Raw genomic sequence first — 18275 nt, 5'->3', positions numbered from 1 at the left:
GCCGGTGTACCGCCGCCATCAGCACAGAGAGGGGCCCGGTTTTCGTGCCACATTTGGAAGAGCAAGAACTGTCATGGACCAGCTTGGACCAGCGTGCCGTGGATACCATCCGCGTCCTGGCCGCCGACGCCGTGGAGAAGGTGGGCAACGGCCACCCCGGAACCGCCATGAGCCTTGCGCCGGCCGCGTACCTGCTTTTCCAGAAGCTGATGCGCCATGACCCGCGCGATCCGCAGTGGCTGGGCCGCGACCGTTTCGTGCTGTCCCCCGGCCACACCTCGCTCACCCTTTACATCCAGCTGTTCCTCTCCGGCTACGGCCTGGAGCTGAAGGACCTGGAAGCGCTCCGCACCTGGGGTTCGCTGACCCCGGGGCACCCCGAGTACAAGCACACCGCCGGCGTTGAGATCACCACCGGCCCGCTGGGCCAGGGCCTTGCATCCTCCGTGGGCTTCGCTTACTCCCAGCGCCGCCAGCGCGGCCTGTTCGACGCCGACGCCCCCGCCGGCGAATCACCGTTCGACCACACCATCTGGGTCATTGCTTCCGACGGCGACCTCCAGGAAGGCGTGACGGCCGAGGCTTCCTCGCTGGCCGGCCACCAGGAACTCGGCAACCTCGTGGTCATCTACGACGAGAACCACATCTCCATTGAGGACGACACCGACATCGCCTTCACCGAGGACGTCCTGAAGCGTTACGAAGCGTACGGCTGGCACACGCAGCGGGTGGACTGGACCCGGACCGGCGAATACAAGGAAGACGTCCAGGAGCTCTACAGCGCCCTGCTCGCCGCCAAGGCCGAAACCTCCAAGCCGTCCATCATTTCACTGCGCACCATCATCGGTTACCCCGCACCCAAGAAGCAGAACACCGGCAAGATCCACGGATCCGCCCTCGGTGCCGACGAGGTGGCCGCATTGAAGGAGGTCCTGGGCTTCGACCCCGCCAAGTCCTTCCAGGTGGACCAGGAAGTCCTTGACCACGCCCGCCAGGTGGTGGAGCGCGGCGCGTCCGAGCGCAAGGAATGGGAAGAGACCTTCAACGCCTGGCAGGCAGCCAACCCGGAAGGCGCAGCACTCCTGCAGCGCATCGAAGCGCAGGAACTTCCGGAGGGGATCGACGCAGCCCTCCCGGTCTTCCCGGCCGGCAAGGACGTTTCCACCCGCGCAGCATCGGGCAAGGTCCTCAACGCCCTGGGCCCGGTCATGCCCGAACTCTGGGGCGGCTCCGCCGACCTTGCTGAGTCCAACAACACCACCATTGAAGGCTCCCCGTCCTTCGTGCCGGCCTCCAAGCAGACCGGCGCCTGGTCCGGCAACCCCTACGGCCGCGTGCTGCACTTCGGCATCCGCGAGCACGCCGCGGCGTCGATCGTGAACGGCATCAGCCTTGCGGGCAACACCCGTGCGTTCTCCGGAACCTTCCTGATCTTCAGCGACTACCAGCGTCCGGCCATCCGCCTGGGTGCCCTCATGGGTGTGCCGTCGCTGTACGTATGGACCCACGACTCCATCGGTCTGGGCGAGGACGGCCCCACCCACCAGCCGGTGGAGCAGCTCGCCTCGCTGCGCGCCATCGTGGGCCTGGACGTGGTCCGTCCCGGCGACGCCAACGAAGTGGCGGCGGCCTGGAAGACCATGCTGGAAAACCACGCCAACCCGGCAGGCATCGTCCTGACCCGCCAGAACATCCCCACCTGGGAACGGGGCGCGGGCGACGCCGACGGTGACACCTTCGCTTCCACGGCAGGTGTGGCAAAGGGCGGTTACGTCCTGGCTGAGGCATCAAAGGACGGCGCCACGGTGCCGGCCGACGTGATCCTCATTGCCACCGGTTCCGAGGTCCAGCTGGCCGTCCAGGCCCGCGAAGCCCTCCAGGGCGAAGGCATCGCAGCCCGCGTCGTCTCCATGCCGTGTGTCGAATGGTTCAAGAAACAGGACGCCGCCTACCGCGAGTCCGTTCTGCCCGCCGCCGTCAAGGCACGCGTCTCGGTGGAAGCAGGACTGGCCCTGGGCTGGCGCGAATTCGTCGGCGACGCCGGCCGTTCCGTCAGCCTTGAGCACTACGGCGCTTCCGCGGACTACAAGCGCCTCTTCCAGGAGTTCGGCATCACGGCAGAAGCAGTGGCTGCCGCAGCCAAGGACTCCCTCTCCAGCCTCCAGGCCTGAAACCTCATCTTTTAGGAGATACGAAAAATGACTACTCCCACCCAGCAGCTCTCCGACGCCGGAGTCTCCATCTGGCTCGACGACCTTTCCCGCGGACGCCTGCAGACCGGCACCCTGCGCAAGCTCATCGAAGAGAAGAACGTGGTTGGTGTGACCACCAACCCGTCCATCTTCCATGCTGCCATCACCTCCGGCACTGACTACGACAACATCATCGCCGCCAAGGCAGCCGAAGGCGCCAGCGTGGAGGACACGATCTTCGAGATCACCACCACGGACGTCGCCGACGCCTGCGACCTCTTCGCACCCGTGGCTGCCGCCACCAGGGGCGTTGACGGCCGCGTCTCCATTGAGGTCGACCCACGCCTTGCCTGGGACACCGCAGGAACCATCGCGGAGGCCAAGCACCTCTCGCAGCGCGTGAACAAGGACAATGTCCACATCAAGATCCCGGCAACCATCGAGGGCCTTGAGGCCATCACGGCAACCCTCGCCGAGGGCATCAGCGTCAACGTGACCCTCATCTTCTCCCTGGAGCGCTACCGCGCCGTCATCAACGCCTTCCAGTCCGGCCTGGAGCAGGCCAGGGAAAACGGCCACGACCTCTCGAAGATCCACTCCGTGGCATCGTTCTTCGTCTCCCGCGTGGACACGGAAATCGACAAGCGCCTGGACAAGATCGGCACCGACGAGGCCAAGGCCCTCAAGGGCAAGGCCGGCCTGGCCAACGCCCGCCTGGCCTACCAGGTCTACGAAGAGCTCTTCGCCACCGAGCGCTGGGCCCTGCTCGCTGACGCAGGCGCACTCCCCCAGCGTCCCCTGTGGGCTTCCACCGGCGTGAAGGACCCGGCCTACCCGGACACCCTCTACGTCACCGAGCTCGTTGCCCCCGGCGTGGTGAACACCATGCCCGAAAAGACCCTGGACGCCACCTTCGACCACGGTGTGGTTACCGGGGACACCGTCACCGGCACCTATGACGAAGCAAACGCCACCCTCGACGCCCTGGAAAAGCTGGGGATCTCCTACAACGACGTCGTAGCACTCCTTGAAACGGAAGGCCTGGACAAGTTCGTGGCCAGCTGGAAGGAACTGCTGGCGGACGTCGAAGGCGCCCTCGCCTCTGCACGGAAGGCTTCCTAACACCTATGAGCACTCTCAGCTTCGACGCCACCGGCGCTGCCCAGCAGGCGCTTGACCAGCACCTTCCCGCCCTCGTGGAGGACCGGGTCGCCACCCGGATCTTCGCCAAGGACCACACCCTGTGGGGTCCCGACGCCGAGTCCGAGTCAGCAATCCGCCTCGGCTGGGTGGAGGCGGCAACAGTCTCGCAGCCTTTGGTCAAGGACATCCTGGAACTCCGCGACGCCCTGCGCGCCGAGGGCGTCAGCAGGATTGTGCTCTGCGGCATGGGCGGATCTTCGCTGGCCCCAGAGGTTATCGCAGGTACCGCCGGCGTCGAGCTGACAGTGCTGGACAGCACGGACCCGGACCAGGTCCGGGCTGCCCTGGCTGACCGGCTGGAGCAGACCGCGATCGTTGTCTCGTCCAAGTCCGGCTCCACGCTGGAAACCGACTCGCAGCGACGGATTTTCGAGCAGGCCTTCACCGAGGCCGGCCTGGACGCCAAGAGCCGGATCATCATCGTGACGGATCCGGGTTCCCCGCTGGACATGGCCTCCCGGGAAGCGGGCTACCGCGCTGTCTTCAACGCCGACCCCAACGTCGGTGGCCGGTACTCCGCGCTCACCGCGTTCGGCCTGGTTCCTTCGGGCCTGGCCGGCGTGGATATCCAGGCGTTCCTGGACGAGGCTGAGGAAGCTGCCGAAATCCTGAACGATGACGCCCCCGAAAACATCGGACTGGCCCTGGGTGCCGCGCTGGGCGGAACCAGCCCCTTGCGGAATAAGATCGTCATTGCCGAGGACGGCTCCGGCATTGTTGGGTTCGCCGACTGGGCTGAACAGCTCATCGCTGAATCCACCGGCAAACTGGAAACCGGCATCCTGCCGGTTGTCGCGGGTCCGGATGCCCCGGAGGTAACCTCCGGCGCCCCTGACGTCCTGGTGGTGCGGCTCGTGGCCGCGGATGCCGACGTCGAACCCGTCGACAACCAGGTGGCCATTGCCGGCGGCCTTGCCACCCAGATGATGGTCTGGGAATTCGCCACGGCCGTTGCCGGCAGGCTCCTGGGCATCAACCCCTTCGACCAGCCTGACGTCGAGGCCGCAAAAGTGGCCGCGCGCGGACTCCTGGACGCCCAGCCGGAGCCTACGCCTGCAGCGTTCGTCGATGGCGCCATTGAGGTGCGTGGCGGGGACTGGCTCGGAAACGCTGCCACCGCAGAGGGCGCCGTCAAGGCCCTGCTGGGGACCCTGGCCGCGGACAGCTACCTGAGCGTCCAGGCGTACTTTGACCGGTTGGCCTTCGCCAACCTGGAGGGTATCCGGGACGAACTGGCCGCCGCCACCGGCCGCCCGGTGACGTTCGGCTGGGGCCCGCGCTTCCTGCACTCCACCGGCCAGTTCCACAAGGGCGGACCTGCCATTGGCGTCTTCCTCCAGGTTACGGCGACGCCCGCCGAGGACCTGGGGATCCCGGACCGGCCCTTCAGCTTCGGCGAACTCATCGCCGCGCAGGCTGCAGGAGACGCCCAGGTCCTGGCCGGGCACGGCCGTCCCGTGCTGCGCCTCCACCTCACCGACCGTGCCGCCGGCGTGGCGCAGCTGCAGGACATTGCCGCTGCCTTGTCCACCCGCGCGTCCACCACCGAAAGCTAAGGCACAAAAGCAACCATGCCAGAAACTGAATACGGCAGGAAGGGCGCGGTCCGCGGGCGCAATCCGCTGCGTGACCCGCGTGACCGCCGTTTGAACCGGATTGCCGGTCCGTCGTCGTTGGTCCTCTTTGGGGTGACGGGTGATTTGGCCCGGAAGAAGTTGATGCCGGCTGTGTACGATCTCGCCAACCGGGGGCTGTTGCCGCCGAGTTTCGCGCTGGTGGGGTTCGCCCGCCGGGAGTGGGACAAGGAGGATTTCGCCGCCGAGGTGAAGGCTTCGGTGCAGGCTCACGCCCGTACACCGTTTGATGAGGCGGTCTGGAACCAGTTGTCCGAGGGCATCCGGTTTGTCCAGGGCGAGTTCGACGACGATGCAGCCTTTGAGCGGCTGGGTGAGACGATCAAGGAACTCGACGATGTCCGCGGCACCCGCGGGAACCACGCGTTCTATCTGTCGATTCCGCCCAAGGCGTTCGAACAGGTCTGCCGCCAGTTGTCCAAGCACGGCCTGGCGCAGGCCGAGGGGGACAAATGGCGGCGCGTGGTGATCGAAAAGCCGTTCGGGCACGACCTTGAGTCGGCCCGAAAGCTGAACGACATCGTCGAGTCGGTGTTCCCGCCGGACGCGGTGTTCCGGATCGACCACTACCTGGGCAAGGAAACGGTGCAGAACATCCTGGCACTGCGTTTCGCCAACCAGTTGTTCGAACCGTTGTGGAACGCCAACTACGTTGACCACGTCCAGATCACCATGGCAGAGGACATCGGCACCGGCGGCCGGGCGGGGTATTACGACGGCGTGGGCGCGGCCCGCGACGTGATCCAGAACCACCTGCTGCAGCTGCTCGCGCTCACGGCCATGGAGGAGCCCATCTCCTTCAACGCCGATGACCTGCGGGCCGAGAAGGAAAAGGTCCTCGCCGCGGTCAAGCTCCCGGAGGACCTGTCCACGCACTCAGCGCGGGGACAGTTCACCGGCGGCTGGCAGGGCGGCGAGCAGGTCCAGGGCTACCTGGAAGAGGAAGGCATCCCGGCCGATTCCACCACCGAGACCTACGCCGCGGTCCGCGTGGACATCCACACCCGCCGCTGGTCCGGGGTCCCGTTCTACCTCCGTGCGGGCAAGCGGCTGGGGCGGCGGGTGACGGAAATCGCCGTCGTCTTCAAACGCGCCCCCAACCTGCTGTTCCGGGACCACGGCGAGGACGATTTCGGGCAGAACGCGGTAGTAATCCGGGTCCAGCCTGACGAGGGCGTGACCATCCGGTTCGGTTCCAAGGTCCCCGGCACCCAGATGGAAGTGCGGGATGTGACCATGGACTTCGGCTACGGCCACTCCTTCACCGAGTCCTCCCCGGAGGCCTACGAGCGGCTGATCCTGGACGTGCTCCTGGGCGAGCCGCCGCTGTTCCCGCGGCATGAGGAAGTGGAGCTGTCCTGGAAGATCCTCGACCCGTTCGAGGAATATTGGGCCTCGCTGGCAGAACAGCCCGAGCCCTACGCCCCGGGCTCCTGGGGCCCCGCCTCCGCCGACGAGCTGCTGGCCCGTGACGGACGAACCTGGAGAAGGCCATGATCGTTAACCTGCCCGACACCACCACCTCGAAGGTGTCCAAGAAACTCATGGCCCTGCGCGAGCAGGGAGGCGTGATCGCCCTGGGCCGGGTCCTGACCCTGGTGGTCGTGACCAAATCCGGGCTCGAGGAAGAAGCGATCGAGGCGGCGAACGACGCCAGCCGGGAACACCCCTGCCGGATCATCGTCCTGGCCGACGCCGGGAAGGATAACGAGGACCGCCTCGACGCCCAGATCCGGGTGGGCGGGGACGCCGGCGCCTCGGAAGTCATTGTCCTGCGCGGCTACGGTCAGCTGGCCCACGAGTCCGAATCCCTGGTGGCCGCGCTGCTGCTCCCGGACGCCCCGATCGTAGCCTGGTGGCCGCACGGCGCCCCGGAAAATGCCTGCGAGACATCCATCGGTGCGATCGCGCACCGCAGGATCACCGACTCCGCCAACGAACCGGACCCGCAAGCGGCACTGGAACGGATCCACCGCACCTACAAGGCCGGGGACACAGACCTCGCCTGGACCCGGCTGACTAACTGGCGGATCCAGCTCGCGGCGGCCCTGGATGAGGTGGACTCCTCCCCGGTCACGGCCGTCGCCGTCGAAGGCGCCTCGGACTCACCGTCCACCATCCTGCTCGCAGCGTGGCTCACCCTGACCCTGGACGCCCCCGTCACCATCGTCGCGGACCCCGCCGGAACCGGCATCCGCCGCGTCCGGCTCACCCGCCCCGGCGGCGACGTCCAGCTCTTCCGACCCGGACTCTCCGTGGCGGAACTGACCCAACCAGGCCAGCCCGCCCAGCGCATTTCACTGCCGAGGCGCAGCCTCCGCGACTGCCTCGCCGAAGAACTCCGCCGCCTTGACCCGGACGAAGTGTTTGGGGAAGTGATTACTATTGGACTGCCACGTACCAATCTAAGGAGCGTCCGACCCAGTGAGCGTTGACCCACGAGTAAGCATCCATCCGGATTCGTCCGTCCTCATGGCCGCCATCGCGGCACGCCTGATCACCAAGCTCGTTGATGTCCAGGACAAGTACGGCGAAGCCACCGTGGTGCTCACCGGGGGAACCGTGGGGATTGGCACGCTGAAGGCTGTTGCGGATTCACCGGCAGCGCCCGCCGTCGACTGGTCCAAGGTCAACTTCTGGTGGGGTGACGAACGTTTCGTGGGGTCCACTGATCCTGAGCGGAATACCAGGCAGGCGTTCGACGCATTGCTGTCCCACATCCCCGTGGACCCGGAGCGGGTGCATTCCCCTGGTTCCGCAGATGAGTTCGACACTCCGGAAGAGGCCGCCGAGGACTACGCACGCCGGCTGCGGGACGCTGCTGCAGCCGAGCATGCCGCTGACATGTCCGACGACCGGCCGGAGGAACCCTCCGCACTCCCCCGGCTGGATGTGGTGCTGCTCGGCGTGGGACCCGACGCACACATTGCATCACTGTTCCCGGAACAGGCCGGCATCCGCGAAAAGGACCGCACGGTGGTGGGCGTCAGGAACTCGCCCAAGCCGCCGCCGCTGCGGATTTCCCTTACCCTGCCTGCCATTAATACTGCGGCGGAGGTATGGATGGTTGTCGCCGGGGAGGACAAGGCAGGAGCGGTGGGATTGGCCCTGGCCGGAGCCAACCCGGTCCAGGTACCAGCCTCCGGTCCCCGCGGAACGTCGCGTACCCTGTGGCTGATCGACGAGAATGCAGCCTCACGGGTCCCGCAGCAGTTGGTCCGGAAGGACGCCGCGGGCGCGTAGCTTTTCCAACGCTCCGGCCAGGACAGCTTCGGCGTCCTGGCCGGAGCGTCGTTCTTTAACGTATTCCAGGTGGCTTTTGTAGCCGTCGTCAAAGGGGTCGTCAGCTGCCGCGGCACGGCCGTCCCGGGAAGCCGCAGCGCCGCAGCGCCTGCAGTCCCACATCCTGGGAATCTGGTCCTCCGGCATCTTCAGGAACACGGGCTGCGTCTCGTGCCCCTTGGCGCACCAATAGGACACGCGGATGCGCGGCAGCGGACGCGACGACGACGAGTCGGTGGACTGAAGGCTCGAACCGGACCCTGCCGTCACGCCGGCGCGGGTGCCCCTGAACCCGGATGATGGGTGGACCATAACGACTCCTGCCTCGAAGGGAGCGCCGGCGGACCTGCAGCTTAAACAAGACTGTGGCTGCCGGTTTTCCGACAGCCACAGTCTAATTTGCAGGCTTTATGACCGGCAGGGCCTAAAGGACCTTGTCCCGCAGGGGTCAGGAATCCCCGGCCCCGCTGAACCGCATGATCAGGCCGAGGGCAATGATCACCACGCCCCAGGTGACGCCCAGGATGATGGTGAAGCGGTTGAGGTTCCGTTCTGCCACGCCTGAAGAGCTGAGGCCCGAGCTCATGCCGCCGCCGAACATATCGGACAACCCGCCGCCGCGTCCCTTGTGCAGGAGGATCAACAGCGTCAGCAGGAGGCTGGTGATCCCCAGGAGGATCTGCAGAATGACATGAAGAACGTCCACGACGGCCTTTCAGAAGTTGGGATTGCGGGAGTATTGGCTGGCTACGGACTAGTCCGTGACCAGGTGGCTCTCGAACCTGACAATATTAGCAAACTCGGCCGGGTCCAGGCTTGCGCCGCCCACCAGCAGGCCGTCCACGTCGCGTTCCTGAAGGATCGCGGCCGCGTTGTTGGCCTTCACCGAGCCGCCGTAGAGCAGGCGGGTTTTGCCGGCCGTTTCCGCTCCAAACAGCGACTCCAGCTCGGCGCGGATGGCGGCGCACATTTCCTGGGCGTCCTCCGGTCCTGCCACTTCGCCGGTGCCGATGGCCCAAACGGGTTCATAGGCCACCACCAGTTCAGCGGCCTGCTCGTTGGTGAGCCCGGCCACGCCGGCGCGGAGCTGCTGCAGCGTGTGGTCCACGTGCGTTCCGGCCTGGCGGATCTCCAGGCCTTCGCCCACGCAGAGCACGGGAACCAGGTTGTGCTTGAAGGCAGCTTTGACCTTGGCGTTGAGGACCTCGTCGGATTCGTTGTGGATGGTCCGGCGTTCGCTGTGGCCCACCAGGACGTACTTGCAGCCGAGCTTGTTCAGGAACTGCCCCGAGATGTCACCGGTGTAGGCTCCCGAATCGAACTGGGACAGGTCCTGGCCACCGTAGGCGACCTGGAGGTCGTCGCCCTGGACCAGGGTCTGGACACCGCGGAGGTCCGTGAACGGCGGGAAGACGGCTACCTCAACGCGGCTGTAGTCGTGCTTGGCGTCGGAGAGGGTCCAGGCCAGCTTCTGCAGGAGCGTGATGCCCTGCACGTGGTCCATGTTCATTTTCCAGTTGCCCGCGATGAAGGGCTTGCGGTCGAAAGCGCCGTTCGTTGACGTAGTCACGTAATCTCCAAAAAGTTCTTGATATGGGTGCGGCCGGCAGGCTGCCGCGGGCAACCTGCCGGCCGGAGGACTGTGAAGTCCGGTTGCTGCTGGTCAGCAGCGGGTGGTTCTACCGGCCGGGTTCTATCGGTCCAGGACGCTCAGGCCGGGGAGTTCCTTGCCTTCAAGGTATTCAAGGCTGGCGCCGCCGCCGGTGGAAATGTGCCCGAACTGGTCATCACTGAATCCCAGGGTGCGGACTGCGGCAGCAGAATCGCCGCCGCCCACCACGGTGAATCCCTCAGTCTCGGTCAGGGCCTGCGCGATGGCACGGGTGCCTGCCGAGAACGCCTCGAATTCGAAGACACCCATGGGGCCATTCCAGAAAACCGTCCGCGCACCCTTGATCCGCTGGGAAAAGGCAGCCGCGGTATCGGGCCCGATGTCCAGGCCGATGCCCTGGGCGCCGAAGCTGCTGCCTTCAATCGCGTCGGCCGCCACGGTTTCGTGCTGGGCGTCGGCAGCAAACTTCTCCGCCACCACGACGTCCGTGGGAACCACGAATTCGGTTCCGGCGTCAGCTGCGCGCTTCAGGTAGTCCTTGACAACAGGTATTTGGTCTTCCTCAAGGAGGCTCGAACCAACCTTGTGGCCAGCCGCCGCCAGGAATGTGAAGAGCATGCCGCCGCCCACCAGGATGGTGTCAGCCTTGCCGATCAGGTTGTCAATCACCGCAAGCTTGTCCGAGACCTTGGAACCGCCCAACACCACCACGTAGGGGCGCTGGGTGTCAGCGGTCAGCTTCCGGAGGACTTCCACCTCCGTGTGCACCAGGTCGCCCTGGTATGACGGGAGCCGGGTGGCGACGTCGTAGACACTGGCGTGCTTGCGGTGGACGGCACCGAAGGCGTCGTCCACGTACGCGCCGTTGCCGCCGGTCAATGCTACAAGCTCGTCCGCGAAGGTTCCGCGTTCAGCGTCGTCCTTGCTGGTCTCGCGGGCGTCGAAGCGGACGTTCTCGAGGACAAGGGCTTCGCCGTCCTGCAGCGATGCGGCGGCCGCCTTGGCGGCATCGCCGACGGTGTCGGCGGCCAGGGTGACCTTGAAGCCCGCCAGTTCGGCGAGGCGGTCCACTGCGGGACGGAGGGAGTACTTGTCTTCCGGGGCGCCCTTGGGGCGTCCGAGGTGGGCTGTAACCAGCACGCGGGCACCGGCGTCCGTGAGCTTTTGCAGCACTGGCAGGGAGGCCTTGATACGGCCATCATCAGTGACTGTAGAGCCGTCGAGCGGCACATTCAGGTCACTTCGAACCAGAATGTACCGCCCGCGGACACCTTCAGCGATCAGTTCGTTGAGGGTGTGAGATGTCATGTGTCTAACCCTAGCCCAGCTTGGATGCCACAAGCTCCGTGAGGTCAACGAGGCGGTTGGAGTAGCCCCATTCGTTGTCATACCAGGAAACAACCTTGACCTGGTTGCCGATGACCTTGGTCAGGCCGGAGTCGAAGATGGAGGACGCGGGGTCACCGACAATGTCGGAAGACACGATGGGCTCGTCCGTGTAGGTCAGGAAGCCCTGCAGTTCTTCGGACTCAGCCGCACGCTTGAGGGCAGCGTTGACTTCCTCCACGGTGGTCTCGCGGGAGACCGTGACAGTGAGGTCGGTGGCCGAGCCGGTGGGCACGGGGACGCGGATGGCGTAGCCGTCCAGCTTGCCCTTGAGCTCCGGCAGGACCAGGCCAATGGCCTTGGCGGCGCCGGTGGAGGTGGGGACCATGTTGATGGCGGCAGCGCGGGCGCGGCGCAGGTCCTTGTGCGGGCCGTCCTGCAGGTTCTGGTCTGCGGTGTAGGCGTGAACGGTGGTCATCAGGCCGCGTTCGATGCCGAATTCGTCGTTGACCACCTTGGCCAGCGGGCCGAGGCAGTTGGTGGTGCAGGATGCGTTGGAAATGACGTTGTGCTTGGCGTTGTCGTAGAGGTTGTGGTTCACACCCATCACGATGGTGATGTCCTCGTCCGAGGCAGGAGCGGAGATCAGGACCTTCTTGGCACCGGCCTGGATGTGCTTCTGGGCGTCGGCTGCCTTGGTGAAGAAACCGGTGGATTCGATGACGATGTCCACGCCCAGCTCGCCCCACGGGAGGTTGGCGGGATCGCGCTCGGCGAGGACCTTCACAACGTTGCCGTTGACGACGATGTTGCCGTCCTTGACCTCGATGGTTTCCTTCAGGCGGCCGCCGACGGAGTCGTACTTGAAGAGGTGGGCCAGAGCTTCGGGGCTGGTGAGGTCGTTGACTGCAACGATCTCGAGGTCCGCGCCCTGAGCGAGTGCTGCGCGGAAGTAGTTGCGGCCAATACGGCCAAAGCCGTTGATACCAATACGGGTCGTCACTTTTTCAGTCTCCTTGGTGCTTTCAGAAGCACAACTAGTTGAGCGGGCTATCAAGCCAACTAACAGATCCCGCACGCCATTGGGCAGAGATGATTAACACGGAGGGCGACCAGCCTCATTGCTGAAGGCTAACCGCCTTCCGTGACCTATCTTACGTTTAACTGGGTCCGCCCCCGCAAGTGCGGGGGCGGACCGTCCACATCCCGGCCAGTTTAAGTCCGAATGTGAAGTTTGTTACAGCGGGGTATAACCCCGGTCACTACGGGAGGGTGATGAGGCCCGTTGCGTTGGTGCGTGCTGCCTCGAAGCGCTGGGCGACATCTGCCCAGTTGACGATGTTCCAGAACGCCTTGACGTAGTCGGCCTTCACGTTGACGTAGTCCAGGTAGAAGGCGTGCTCCCACATGTCCAGCATCAGCAGCGGGGTGGTGCCCAGGGCGGTGTTGCCCTGCTGGTCGTACAGCTGCTCGATGACGAGATTTCCACCGATGGGCTCGTAGGCGAGGAAGCCCCAGCCCGATCCCTGGAGGCCCAGGGCAGCGGCGGAGAACTGTGCGCGGAAGGCATCGAAGGAGCCGAAGGCGTCATCGATGGCGGCAGCCAGCTCACCCTCGGGCTTGTCGCCGCCGTCCGGGGAAAGGTTCTTCCAGAAGACGGAGTGGTTGATGTGGCCGCCGGTGTGGAACGCGAGGTCCTTGGAAAGCCGGTTGATGTTGGCGAAGTCGCCCTTTTCGCGCGCCTCGGCCAGCTGGGCCAGGGCGTTGTTGGCGCCCGCCACGTAGGTGGCGTGGTGCTTGCTGTGGTGCAGTTCCATGATCCGCGCAGAGATGTGCGGTTCGAGGGCGGCGTAATCGTAGCTGAGTTCCGGCAATACGTACTCGGTCACAAAATCCTCCAATATCGTGGACCCGCAGGCCCGGTTGGTAACTCTCGGATCGTGCATCCGGGCAGGTGGTGCCCGGAATTATTTTTGATTCTATGGGGCGGTTACTCGTCCAGCATTTCAGGCGTCACATTGGCGTCCGTTCCGGGGATGCCCAGGTCAAGCGCGCGCTTGTCCGCCATGGCCAGCAGGCGCCGGATCCTGCCGGCAATTGCATCCTTGGTCATGACGGGATCGGCAAGACGGCCCAGCTCGTCCAGGCTTGCCTGCTTGTGCGCCACCCGCAGTTCACCCGCGTACTTGAGGTGGTCCGGAACGTCGTCGCCCAGGATCTCCAGCGCCCGGTCCACCCTTGCCCCTGCGGCCACGGCTGCCTGCGCGGAACGGCGCAGGTTGGCGTCGTCGAAGTTGGCGAGCCTGTTGGCGGTGGCCCGGACCTCCTTGCGCATGCGGCGTTCCTCCCACACCATCAGCGCGTCGTGCGCTCCCATGCGGGTGAGGAGTGCGGCAATGGTGTCGCCGTCGCGGATGACCACACGGTCCACTCCCCTGACTTCCCGGGCCTTGGCCTGGATGTCCAGGCGGCGGGCCGCGCCCACCAGGGCCAGCGCTGATTCCGGCCCGGGGCAGGTGACCTCAAGGGAGGATGACCGGCCGGGCTCCGTGAGTGAGCCGTGGGCCAAGAAGGCTCCGCGCCATACGGCTTCGGCATCTGCCGCGGACCCGTTGACGACGGCGGACGGCAGGCCGCGCACGGGGCGTCCCCTGCCGTCCAGGAGACCGGTCTGGCGGGCCAGCGCCTCGCCGTCCCGGACCACGCGGACCACGTAGCGGCTGGCGCGCCGGAGTCCGCCGGCCGACACTACGATGATCTCGCTCTGGTGTCCGTAGACCTCGGCGATCGCGGCACGGAGCCTGCGGGCCGTCGAGGCGAGGTCTACTTCCGCCTCGATGACGATCCGGCCGGAAATGATGTGCAGTCCCCCGGCGAACCGGAGCATGGCGGAGACTTCGGCCTTGCGCACTGATGACTTCTTGATGTCCAGACGGGACAGTTCTTCCTTGACTGATGCTGTCAGTGCCATGGCACCTTCCTAACTGTTCCCAAAAATGTCCTGGTACGCCGTCGCCAGCCGCAGCGGCTCGTGGACAGGGCGGCGTCCCGACGCCCCTACTTTACCCAAGACCACCTCTGCCCCGATCATGCCGGCTGCCTTCTCGAACTCCTGCCGGTCCGGTACGGACGTGGGGTCGGCCAGGACCACGTCCACGCTGAACTCCGGGGCGTACCGCCGAAGGACGTGCAGGTGGTCCGCCGCCGTCATGCCGGTGGTTTCCTTGGTGTCCATGGCGAGGTTCATGGTCAGGCAGCGCTTGGCGGGCGTGCTGCAGAGCGCCTGGCGCATTTCGGGCAGGAGCAGGTGCGGCAGGACTGACGTGTACCAGGAGCCCGGGCCCAGGACCACCCAGTCCGCCAGCTCAATGGCGGTCAGGGCGTCCGTGCAGGCGGGCGCCGCTTTTGGCAGGAGCCGGACTTCCTCGAGCGAACCGGCTACGGCGCACCGCGCCTGGCCATGGATAGTCTCCAGTGCCGTTCCGCCGTCCGGTGAGGGCACGCGCACATCACCCTCAATGGTGAGCGGGACGGTGGACATCGGCAGGACCTGGCCGCGGGCGCCGAGCAGCGCGCCGGCCCACTTGAGCCCGGCAACGGTATCGCCCAGCAGCTCCCACAGCGTGACGATCAGCAGGTTCCCCATGGCGTGCTCGTCCAGCGACCCGCCGGGCCCCTTCCCGGCACGGAACCGGTGCTGCATGACATCGCGCCAAGTGCGGCCCCAGTCGGTGTCGTCGCAGAGCGCGGACAGGGCCATGCGGAGGTCTCCCGGCGGAAGGACGCCGTACTCCTCGCGCAGACGCCCGGAGGAGCCGCCGTCGTCCGCCACCGTGACCACCGCGGTAAGTTCGGAGGTGAGCAGGCGCAGCGCGGACAGTGAGGCCGCCAGGCCGTGCCCGCCCCCCAAAGCCACCACGTTGGGGCCCTTGTCCTGCTGGCCCGAGCCCTTGCCTGTGGCGGGCGGCACCAGGGGCAGGGCTCCGGTGAACAGGGCCATTATTCGCGGCCCAGATCCCGGTGCGCGGTGGTCACCGTGACCCGCGGGTACTGCGCAAGTTTCTTGGAAAGCTCCTCTGCAACCGCCACGGAGCGGTGTTTGCCGCCCGTGCACCCGACGGCGATGGTGGCGTAGTGCTTGTTCTCCCGGCGGTACCCCTCCAGGACGGGTTCCAGGGCCAGGACGTAGCGGTCCACGAAGTTCTTGACGCCCTCGGCCTCCAGCACGTAATCACTGACGTCCTTGTCCAGGCCGGTCAGCGGACGCAGCTGCGGCACCCAGTGCGGATTGGGAATGAACCTGACGTCGGCCACATAGTTCGCGTCCACCGGCAGGCCGTACTTGAAGCCAAAGCTCATGACGTTCAGCCGCAGGGCCACCGGCCCGGTTTCGCTGAATAGTTCAGTGATTGCGGTGGCCAGGCCATGAACGTTGTAGTTGGAGGTGTCCAGAACGACGTCGGAGCTGTCGCGCAGTTCCTGCAGCAGCTCGCGTTCAGCAGCGATGCCGTCCAGGATCCGTCCACCGCCCTGCAGCGGGTGGGGCCGGCGCCCCTGTTCGAACCTCCGGACCAGGACGTTGTCGCTGGCGTCAAGGAACAGGACACGGAAGGTGACCCCGCTGGCGGCGAGAGCCCCCAGGGCCGCGCGGATGTCCGCGAAGAGGCCCTTGCTGCGGACATCGATCACTACTGCGAGCCGGGGAATTGATTGCGGGGCGTGTGAGACGAGCTCTGCCAGTGTGCCGAGCATCTGGGGCGGGAGGTTCTCCACGACATACCAGCCGTGGTCTTCCAGGGCGTCCGCCGCGGTGCTCCGCCCGGCGCCGGACATTCCGGTGACCACCAGCAGCTCCGCTTCGAGCGGTTTGACAGGCTCCAGCCCGTCCTGATCCGCTCCGGATCCCGCCGTCGTGTCTGCCATGAAGCCTGCCCCGTTTCCTCGTTGTCCGCCGGCAGCCGCAATGGCGCTGCCCGTCCTTTACCCTAGCTAAGTTTCCGGGGCCGGCGCTAAGTCTCGATGATTTCACCGGTGGTCATGTTGATCGCGGGCACGGCAACGGCCTCGGGTCCGTCGGACGCGAAGTGGTTCACGATGGCAGTGGCCAGTGCCGGACCAATGCCCTTTGCCTGCGCCAGCTCTTCCACAGTGGCGGCCTTGACGCCCTTGACCGATCCAAAGTGGGCCAACAGGGCTTTGCGCTTGGAGGCACCGAGGCCCGGAACGGCGTCGAGCGCCGACACCGTCATGGCCTTGCCCCGCTTTTGCCGGTGGAACGTGATGGCGAAGCGGTGCGCCTCGTCACGGATGCGCTGCAGCAGATACAGCCCCTGCGACGTGCGGGGCAGGATGACAGGGAAGTCGCTGTCCGGAAGCCACACTTCCTCCAGTCGTTTGGCCAGGCCAACGACGTAGACGTCGTCGATGCCCAGGTCCCTCAGGGCACGGGCCGCCGCGTTCACCTGGGGCTGCCCGCCGTCCACCACCACCAGGTTGGGTGGGTAGGCGAATTTTGCCTTGGGGGCAGGTGTGGTGGTGTCCAGTACGGAACTCTTGTCCACCGCCACTTCCTGGGCCGCATCCTGCCCGTCGGAGGCCAGGACGGATTCATCCACCTGGGCAGACTTGTCCTGCAGGTAATGGCGGAACCGCCGGGTCAGGACGTCATGCATGGCCGCCGTGTCATCGTTTGCAGCGGGGCCGGTGATGGAGAACTTGCGGTAATCGGACTTCTTGGGCAACCCGTCCTCCACCACCACCATTGACGCCACCACGTTGGTGCCCTGGACATGGGAGACGTCGAAGCATTCGATCCGGAGCAGGGGCACGGGCAGGTCCAGCGCTTCCTGGAGTTCCTGAAGGGCCTGGGACCTGACGGTGATGTCCCCGGCGCGCCGCGTCTTGTGGAGTTTCAGCGCGTGCTCGGCATTTTCGCGGACGGTGGACATCAGCGCCGCCTTGTCTCCGCGCTGCGGCACCCGGATGTCCACCTTGGCACCGCGGATGCCGCCCAGCCATTTGGCGAGGTCCTCCCCGTTGCTGGGTGCCACGGGCACCAGGACTTCGCGGGGCAGCCGGCCGTGGGTGTCGCCGTCCTCGCCGTAGACCTGCTGCAGCAGGTGCTCCACGAGGTCCGGAGTGGTGAAGTCCTCCACCTTTTCCACCACCCAGCCGCGCTGGCCGCGGATCCTGCCGCCGCGGACATGGAACACCTGGACTGCGGCCTCCAGTTCGTCTTCATGCAGGGCGAAAACGTCGGCGTCGGTGTCCTCGGCCAGCACCACTGCGTTCCGCTCGAAGACCTTGCGCAGGGCGGTGATGTCGTCCCGCAAACGTGCGGCGTGCTCGTAGTCGAGTTTCGCCACGGCGTCGGCCATCTGTTTTTCCAGCTTGGTGATGAACCGCTTGGCCTCGCCGCCCATAAAGGCGCAGAAATCCTCCGCCAGTGCCCGGTGGTCCTCCGGCTCGATCCGCCCCACACATGGGGCGGAGCACTTGTCGATGTATCCCAGCAGGCAGGGGCGTCCGCTGGCCTGCGCGCGCTTGAAGACGCCGGCGCTGCAGCTGCGGACCGGGAAGACCCGGAGCAGGGTGTCCATGGTTTCGCGGATGGCACCGGCAGTGTAGGGGCCGAAGTAGCGGGTGCCTTTGCGCTTGTCCCCCCGCATGACCTGTACCCGGGGGTACTTCTCGCTCATGGTCACGGCAAGGTAGGGATAGGTTTTGTCATCCCGGAACACCACATTGAAGCGCGGCTTGAATTCTTTGATCCAGGTGTATTCGAGCTGCAGCGACTCCAGTTCGCTGCCAACCACGGTCCACTCGACGCTGCTGGCCGCGTGGACCATGGCGTAGGTCTTGGGCAGCAGCCCGGCCGGGTTGGCGAAATAGGAGTTCAGCCGGGACCGGAGGCTTTTCGCTTTGCCGACATAGATGACCCGGCCGTGCGGATCACGGAACCGGTAGACGCCCGGGTTGGTGGGGATTTCACCGGTTTTGGGCCGGTAACTTGCTGGATTTGCCACC

16 protein-coding genes are annotated in these 18275 nt (G+C 65.9%); 6 read left to right on the top strand and 10 right to left on the bottom strand.

The features are described 5' to 3' along the window. Positions 1-53: 53 nt before the first annotated feature. From tkt to pgl, 6 genes are read left to right on the top strand one after another with little or no spacing between them, the layout of a single operon-like run. Positions 54-2171: a transketolase gene (gene tkt, locus ASG86_RS10815; protein ID WP_056334009.1), complete on the top strand. Its 2118-nt coding sequence runs from the start codon at positions 54-56 to the stop codon at positions 2169-2171. A gap of 27 nt (positions 2172-2198) precedes the next feature. Then, on the top strand, positions 2199-3314 hold the full coding sequence (tal, locus tag ASG86_RS10810) for a transaldolase (protein ID WP_056333723.1): 1116 nt from the start codon (positions 2199-2201) through the stop codon (positions 3312-3314). 5 nt (positions 3315-3319) lie between these two features. Beyond that, a complete protein-coding gene (locus ASG86_RS10805) occupies positions 3320-4951 on the top strand; it encodes a glucose-6-phosphate isomerase (protein WP_056333720.1) in 1632 nt (543 codons plus the stop codon). 15 nt (positions 4952-4966) lie between these two features. Further along, the gene (gene zwf, locus ASG86_RS10800; RefSeq protein ID WP_056333719.1) at positions 4967-6526 is read left to right on the top strand and encodes a glucose-6-phosphate dehydrogenase; all 1560 of its coding nucleotides are present in this window, start codon (positions 4967-4969) and stop codon (positions 6524-6526) included. After that, on the top strand, positions 6523-7464 hold the full coding sequence (locus tag ASG86_RS10795) for a glucose-6-phosphate dehydrogenase assembly protein OpcA (RefSeq protein ID WP_056333718.1): 942 nt from the start codon (positions 6523-6525) through the stop codon (positions 7462-7464). Before zwf ends, ASG86_RS10795 begins: the two co-directional genes overlap by 4 nt. Then, the gene (gene pgl / locus ASG86_RS10790; protein WP_056333717.1) at positions 7454-8272 is read left to right on the top strand and encodes a 6-phosphogluconolactonase; all 819 of its coding nucleotides are present in this window, start codon (positions 7454-7456) and stop codon (positions 8270-8272) included. The genes ASG86_RS10795 and pgl overlap by 11 nt, the downstream gene beginning before the upstream one ends. On the opposite strand, the gene ASG86_RS10785 is transcribed toward pgl, so the two are convergent. From ASG86_RS10785 to uvrC, 10 genes are all read right to left on the bottom strand, one after another. Then, the gene (locus ASG86_RS10785) at positions 8225-8623 is read right to left on the bottom strand and encodes an RNA polymerase-binding protein RbpA (protein ID WP_056333714.1); all 399 of its coding nucleotides are present in this window, start codon (positions 8621-8623) and stop codon (positions 8225-8227) included. The genes pgl and ASG86_RS10785 overlap by 48 nt on opposite strands. Before the next feature lie 136 nt (positions 8624-8759). Beyond that, positions 8760-9017, bottom strand: coding sequence for a preprotein translocase subunit SecG (gene secG, locus ASG86_RS10780; RefSeq protein WP_056333711.1), 258 nt, complete (start codon positions 9015-9017; stop codon positions 8760-8762). Between the two features lie 48 nt (positions 9018-9065). Continuing rightward, complete coding sequence (tpiA, locus tag ASG86_RS10775; protein ID WP_056333709.1) at positions 9066-9881, bottom strand: triose-phosphate isomerase; 816 nt, start codon at positions 9879-9881, stop codon at positions 9066-9068. Positions 9882-10004: 123 nt separating this feature from the next. Continuing rightward, the gene (locus ASG86_RS10770) at positions 10005-11231 is read right to left on the bottom strand and encodes a phosphoglycerate kinase (protein WP_056333706.1); all 1227 of its coding nucleotides are present in this window, start codon (positions 11229-11231) and stop codon (positions 10005-10007) included. Between the two features lie 10 nt (positions 11232-11241). Then, positions 11242-12252 (bottom strand): type I glyceraldehyde-3-phosphate dehydrogenase, encoded by a 1011-nt coding sequence (gene gap / locus ASG86_RS10765; protein WP_056333703.1) that lies wholly within the window; start codon positions 12250-12252, stop codon positions 11242-11244. Positions 12253-12511: 259 nt separating this feature from the next. Next, positions 12512-13138, bottom strand: coding sequence for a superoxide dismutase (locus tag ASG86_RS10760; RefSeq protein WP_056333700.1), 627 nt, complete (start codon positions 13136-13138; stop codon positions 12512-12514). A 101-nt stretch (positions 13139-13239) separates the two neighbouring features. After that, positions 13240-14220 (bottom strand): DNA-binding protein WhiA, encoded by a 981-nt coding sequence (gene whiA, locus ASG86_RS10755; protein WP_015937022.1) that lies wholly within the window; start codon positions 14218-14220, stop codon positions 13240-13242. A 9-nt stretch (positions 14221-14229) separates the two neighbouring features. Further along, positions 14230-15249 (bottom strand): gluconeogenesis factor YvcK family protein, encoded by a 1020-nt coding sequence (locus ASG86_RS10750; protein WP_056333697.1) that lies wholly within the window; start codon positions 15247-15249, stop codon positions 14230-14232. After that, a complete protein-coding gene (gene rapZ / locus ASG86_RS10745; RefSeq protein ID WP_056333693.1) occupies positions 15249-16172 on the bottom strand; it encodes an RNase adapter RapZ in 924 nt (307 codons plus the stop codon). The genes ASG86_RS10750 and rapZ overlap by 1 nt, the downstream gene beginning before the upstream one ends. 86 nt (positions 16173-16258) lie before the next feature. Further along, a complete protein-coding gene (gene uvrC, locus ASG86_RS10740; RefSeq protein ID WP_056333691.1) occupies positions 16259-18274 on the bottom strand; it encodes an excinuclease ABC subunit UvrC in 2016 nt (671 codons plus the stop codon). Position 18275 lies beyond the last annotated feature (1 nt).

Origin of the sequence: Arthrobacter sp. Soil764 (assembly GCF_001428075.1) — a bacterium.
Lineage (GTDB): Bacteria > Actinomycetota > Actinomycetes > Actinomycetales > Micrococcaceae > Arthrobacter.
The sequence above is the reverse complement of the archived record's forward strand: the minus strand, read 5'-3'. Positions and strand labels throughout refer to the sequence as shown.

Coding starts and splice junctions, on each gene's coding strand:
- tal (WP_056333723.1), top strand. CDS start 2,199: ATGACTACTCCCACCCAGCAGCTCTCCGACGCCGGAGTCTCCATCTGG.
- ASG86_RS10805 (WP_056333720.1), top strand. CDS start 3,320: ATGAGCACTCTCAGCTTCGACGCCACCGGCGCTGCCCAGCAGGCGCTT.
- zwf (WP_056333719.1), top strand. CDS start 4,967: ATGCCAGAAACTGAATACGGCAGGAAGGGCGCGGTCCGCGGGCGCAAT.
- ASG86_RS10795 (WP_056333718.1), top strand. CDS start 6,523: ATGATCGTTAACCTGCCCGACACCACCACCTCGAAGGTGTCCAAGAAA.
- ASG86_RS10785 (WP_056333714.1), bottom strand. CDS start 8,623: ATGGTCCACCCATCATCCGGGTTCAGGGGCACCCGCGCCGGCGTGACG.
- ASG86_RS10770 (WP_056333706.1), bottom strand. CDS start 11,231: ATGACATCTCACACCCTCAACGAACTGATCGCTGAAGGTGTCCGCGGG.
- whiA (WP_015937022.1), bottom strand. CDS start 14,220: ATGGCACTGACAGCATCAGTCAAGGAAGAACTGTCCCGTCTGGACATC.
- ASG86_RS10750 (WP_056333697.1), bottom strand. CDS start 15,249: ATGGCCCTGTTCACCGGAGCCCTGCCCCTGGTGCCGCCCGCCACAGGC.
- rapZ (WP_056333693.1), bottom strand. CDS start 16,172: ATGGCAGACACGACGGCGGGATCCGGAGCGGATCAGGACGGGCTGGAG.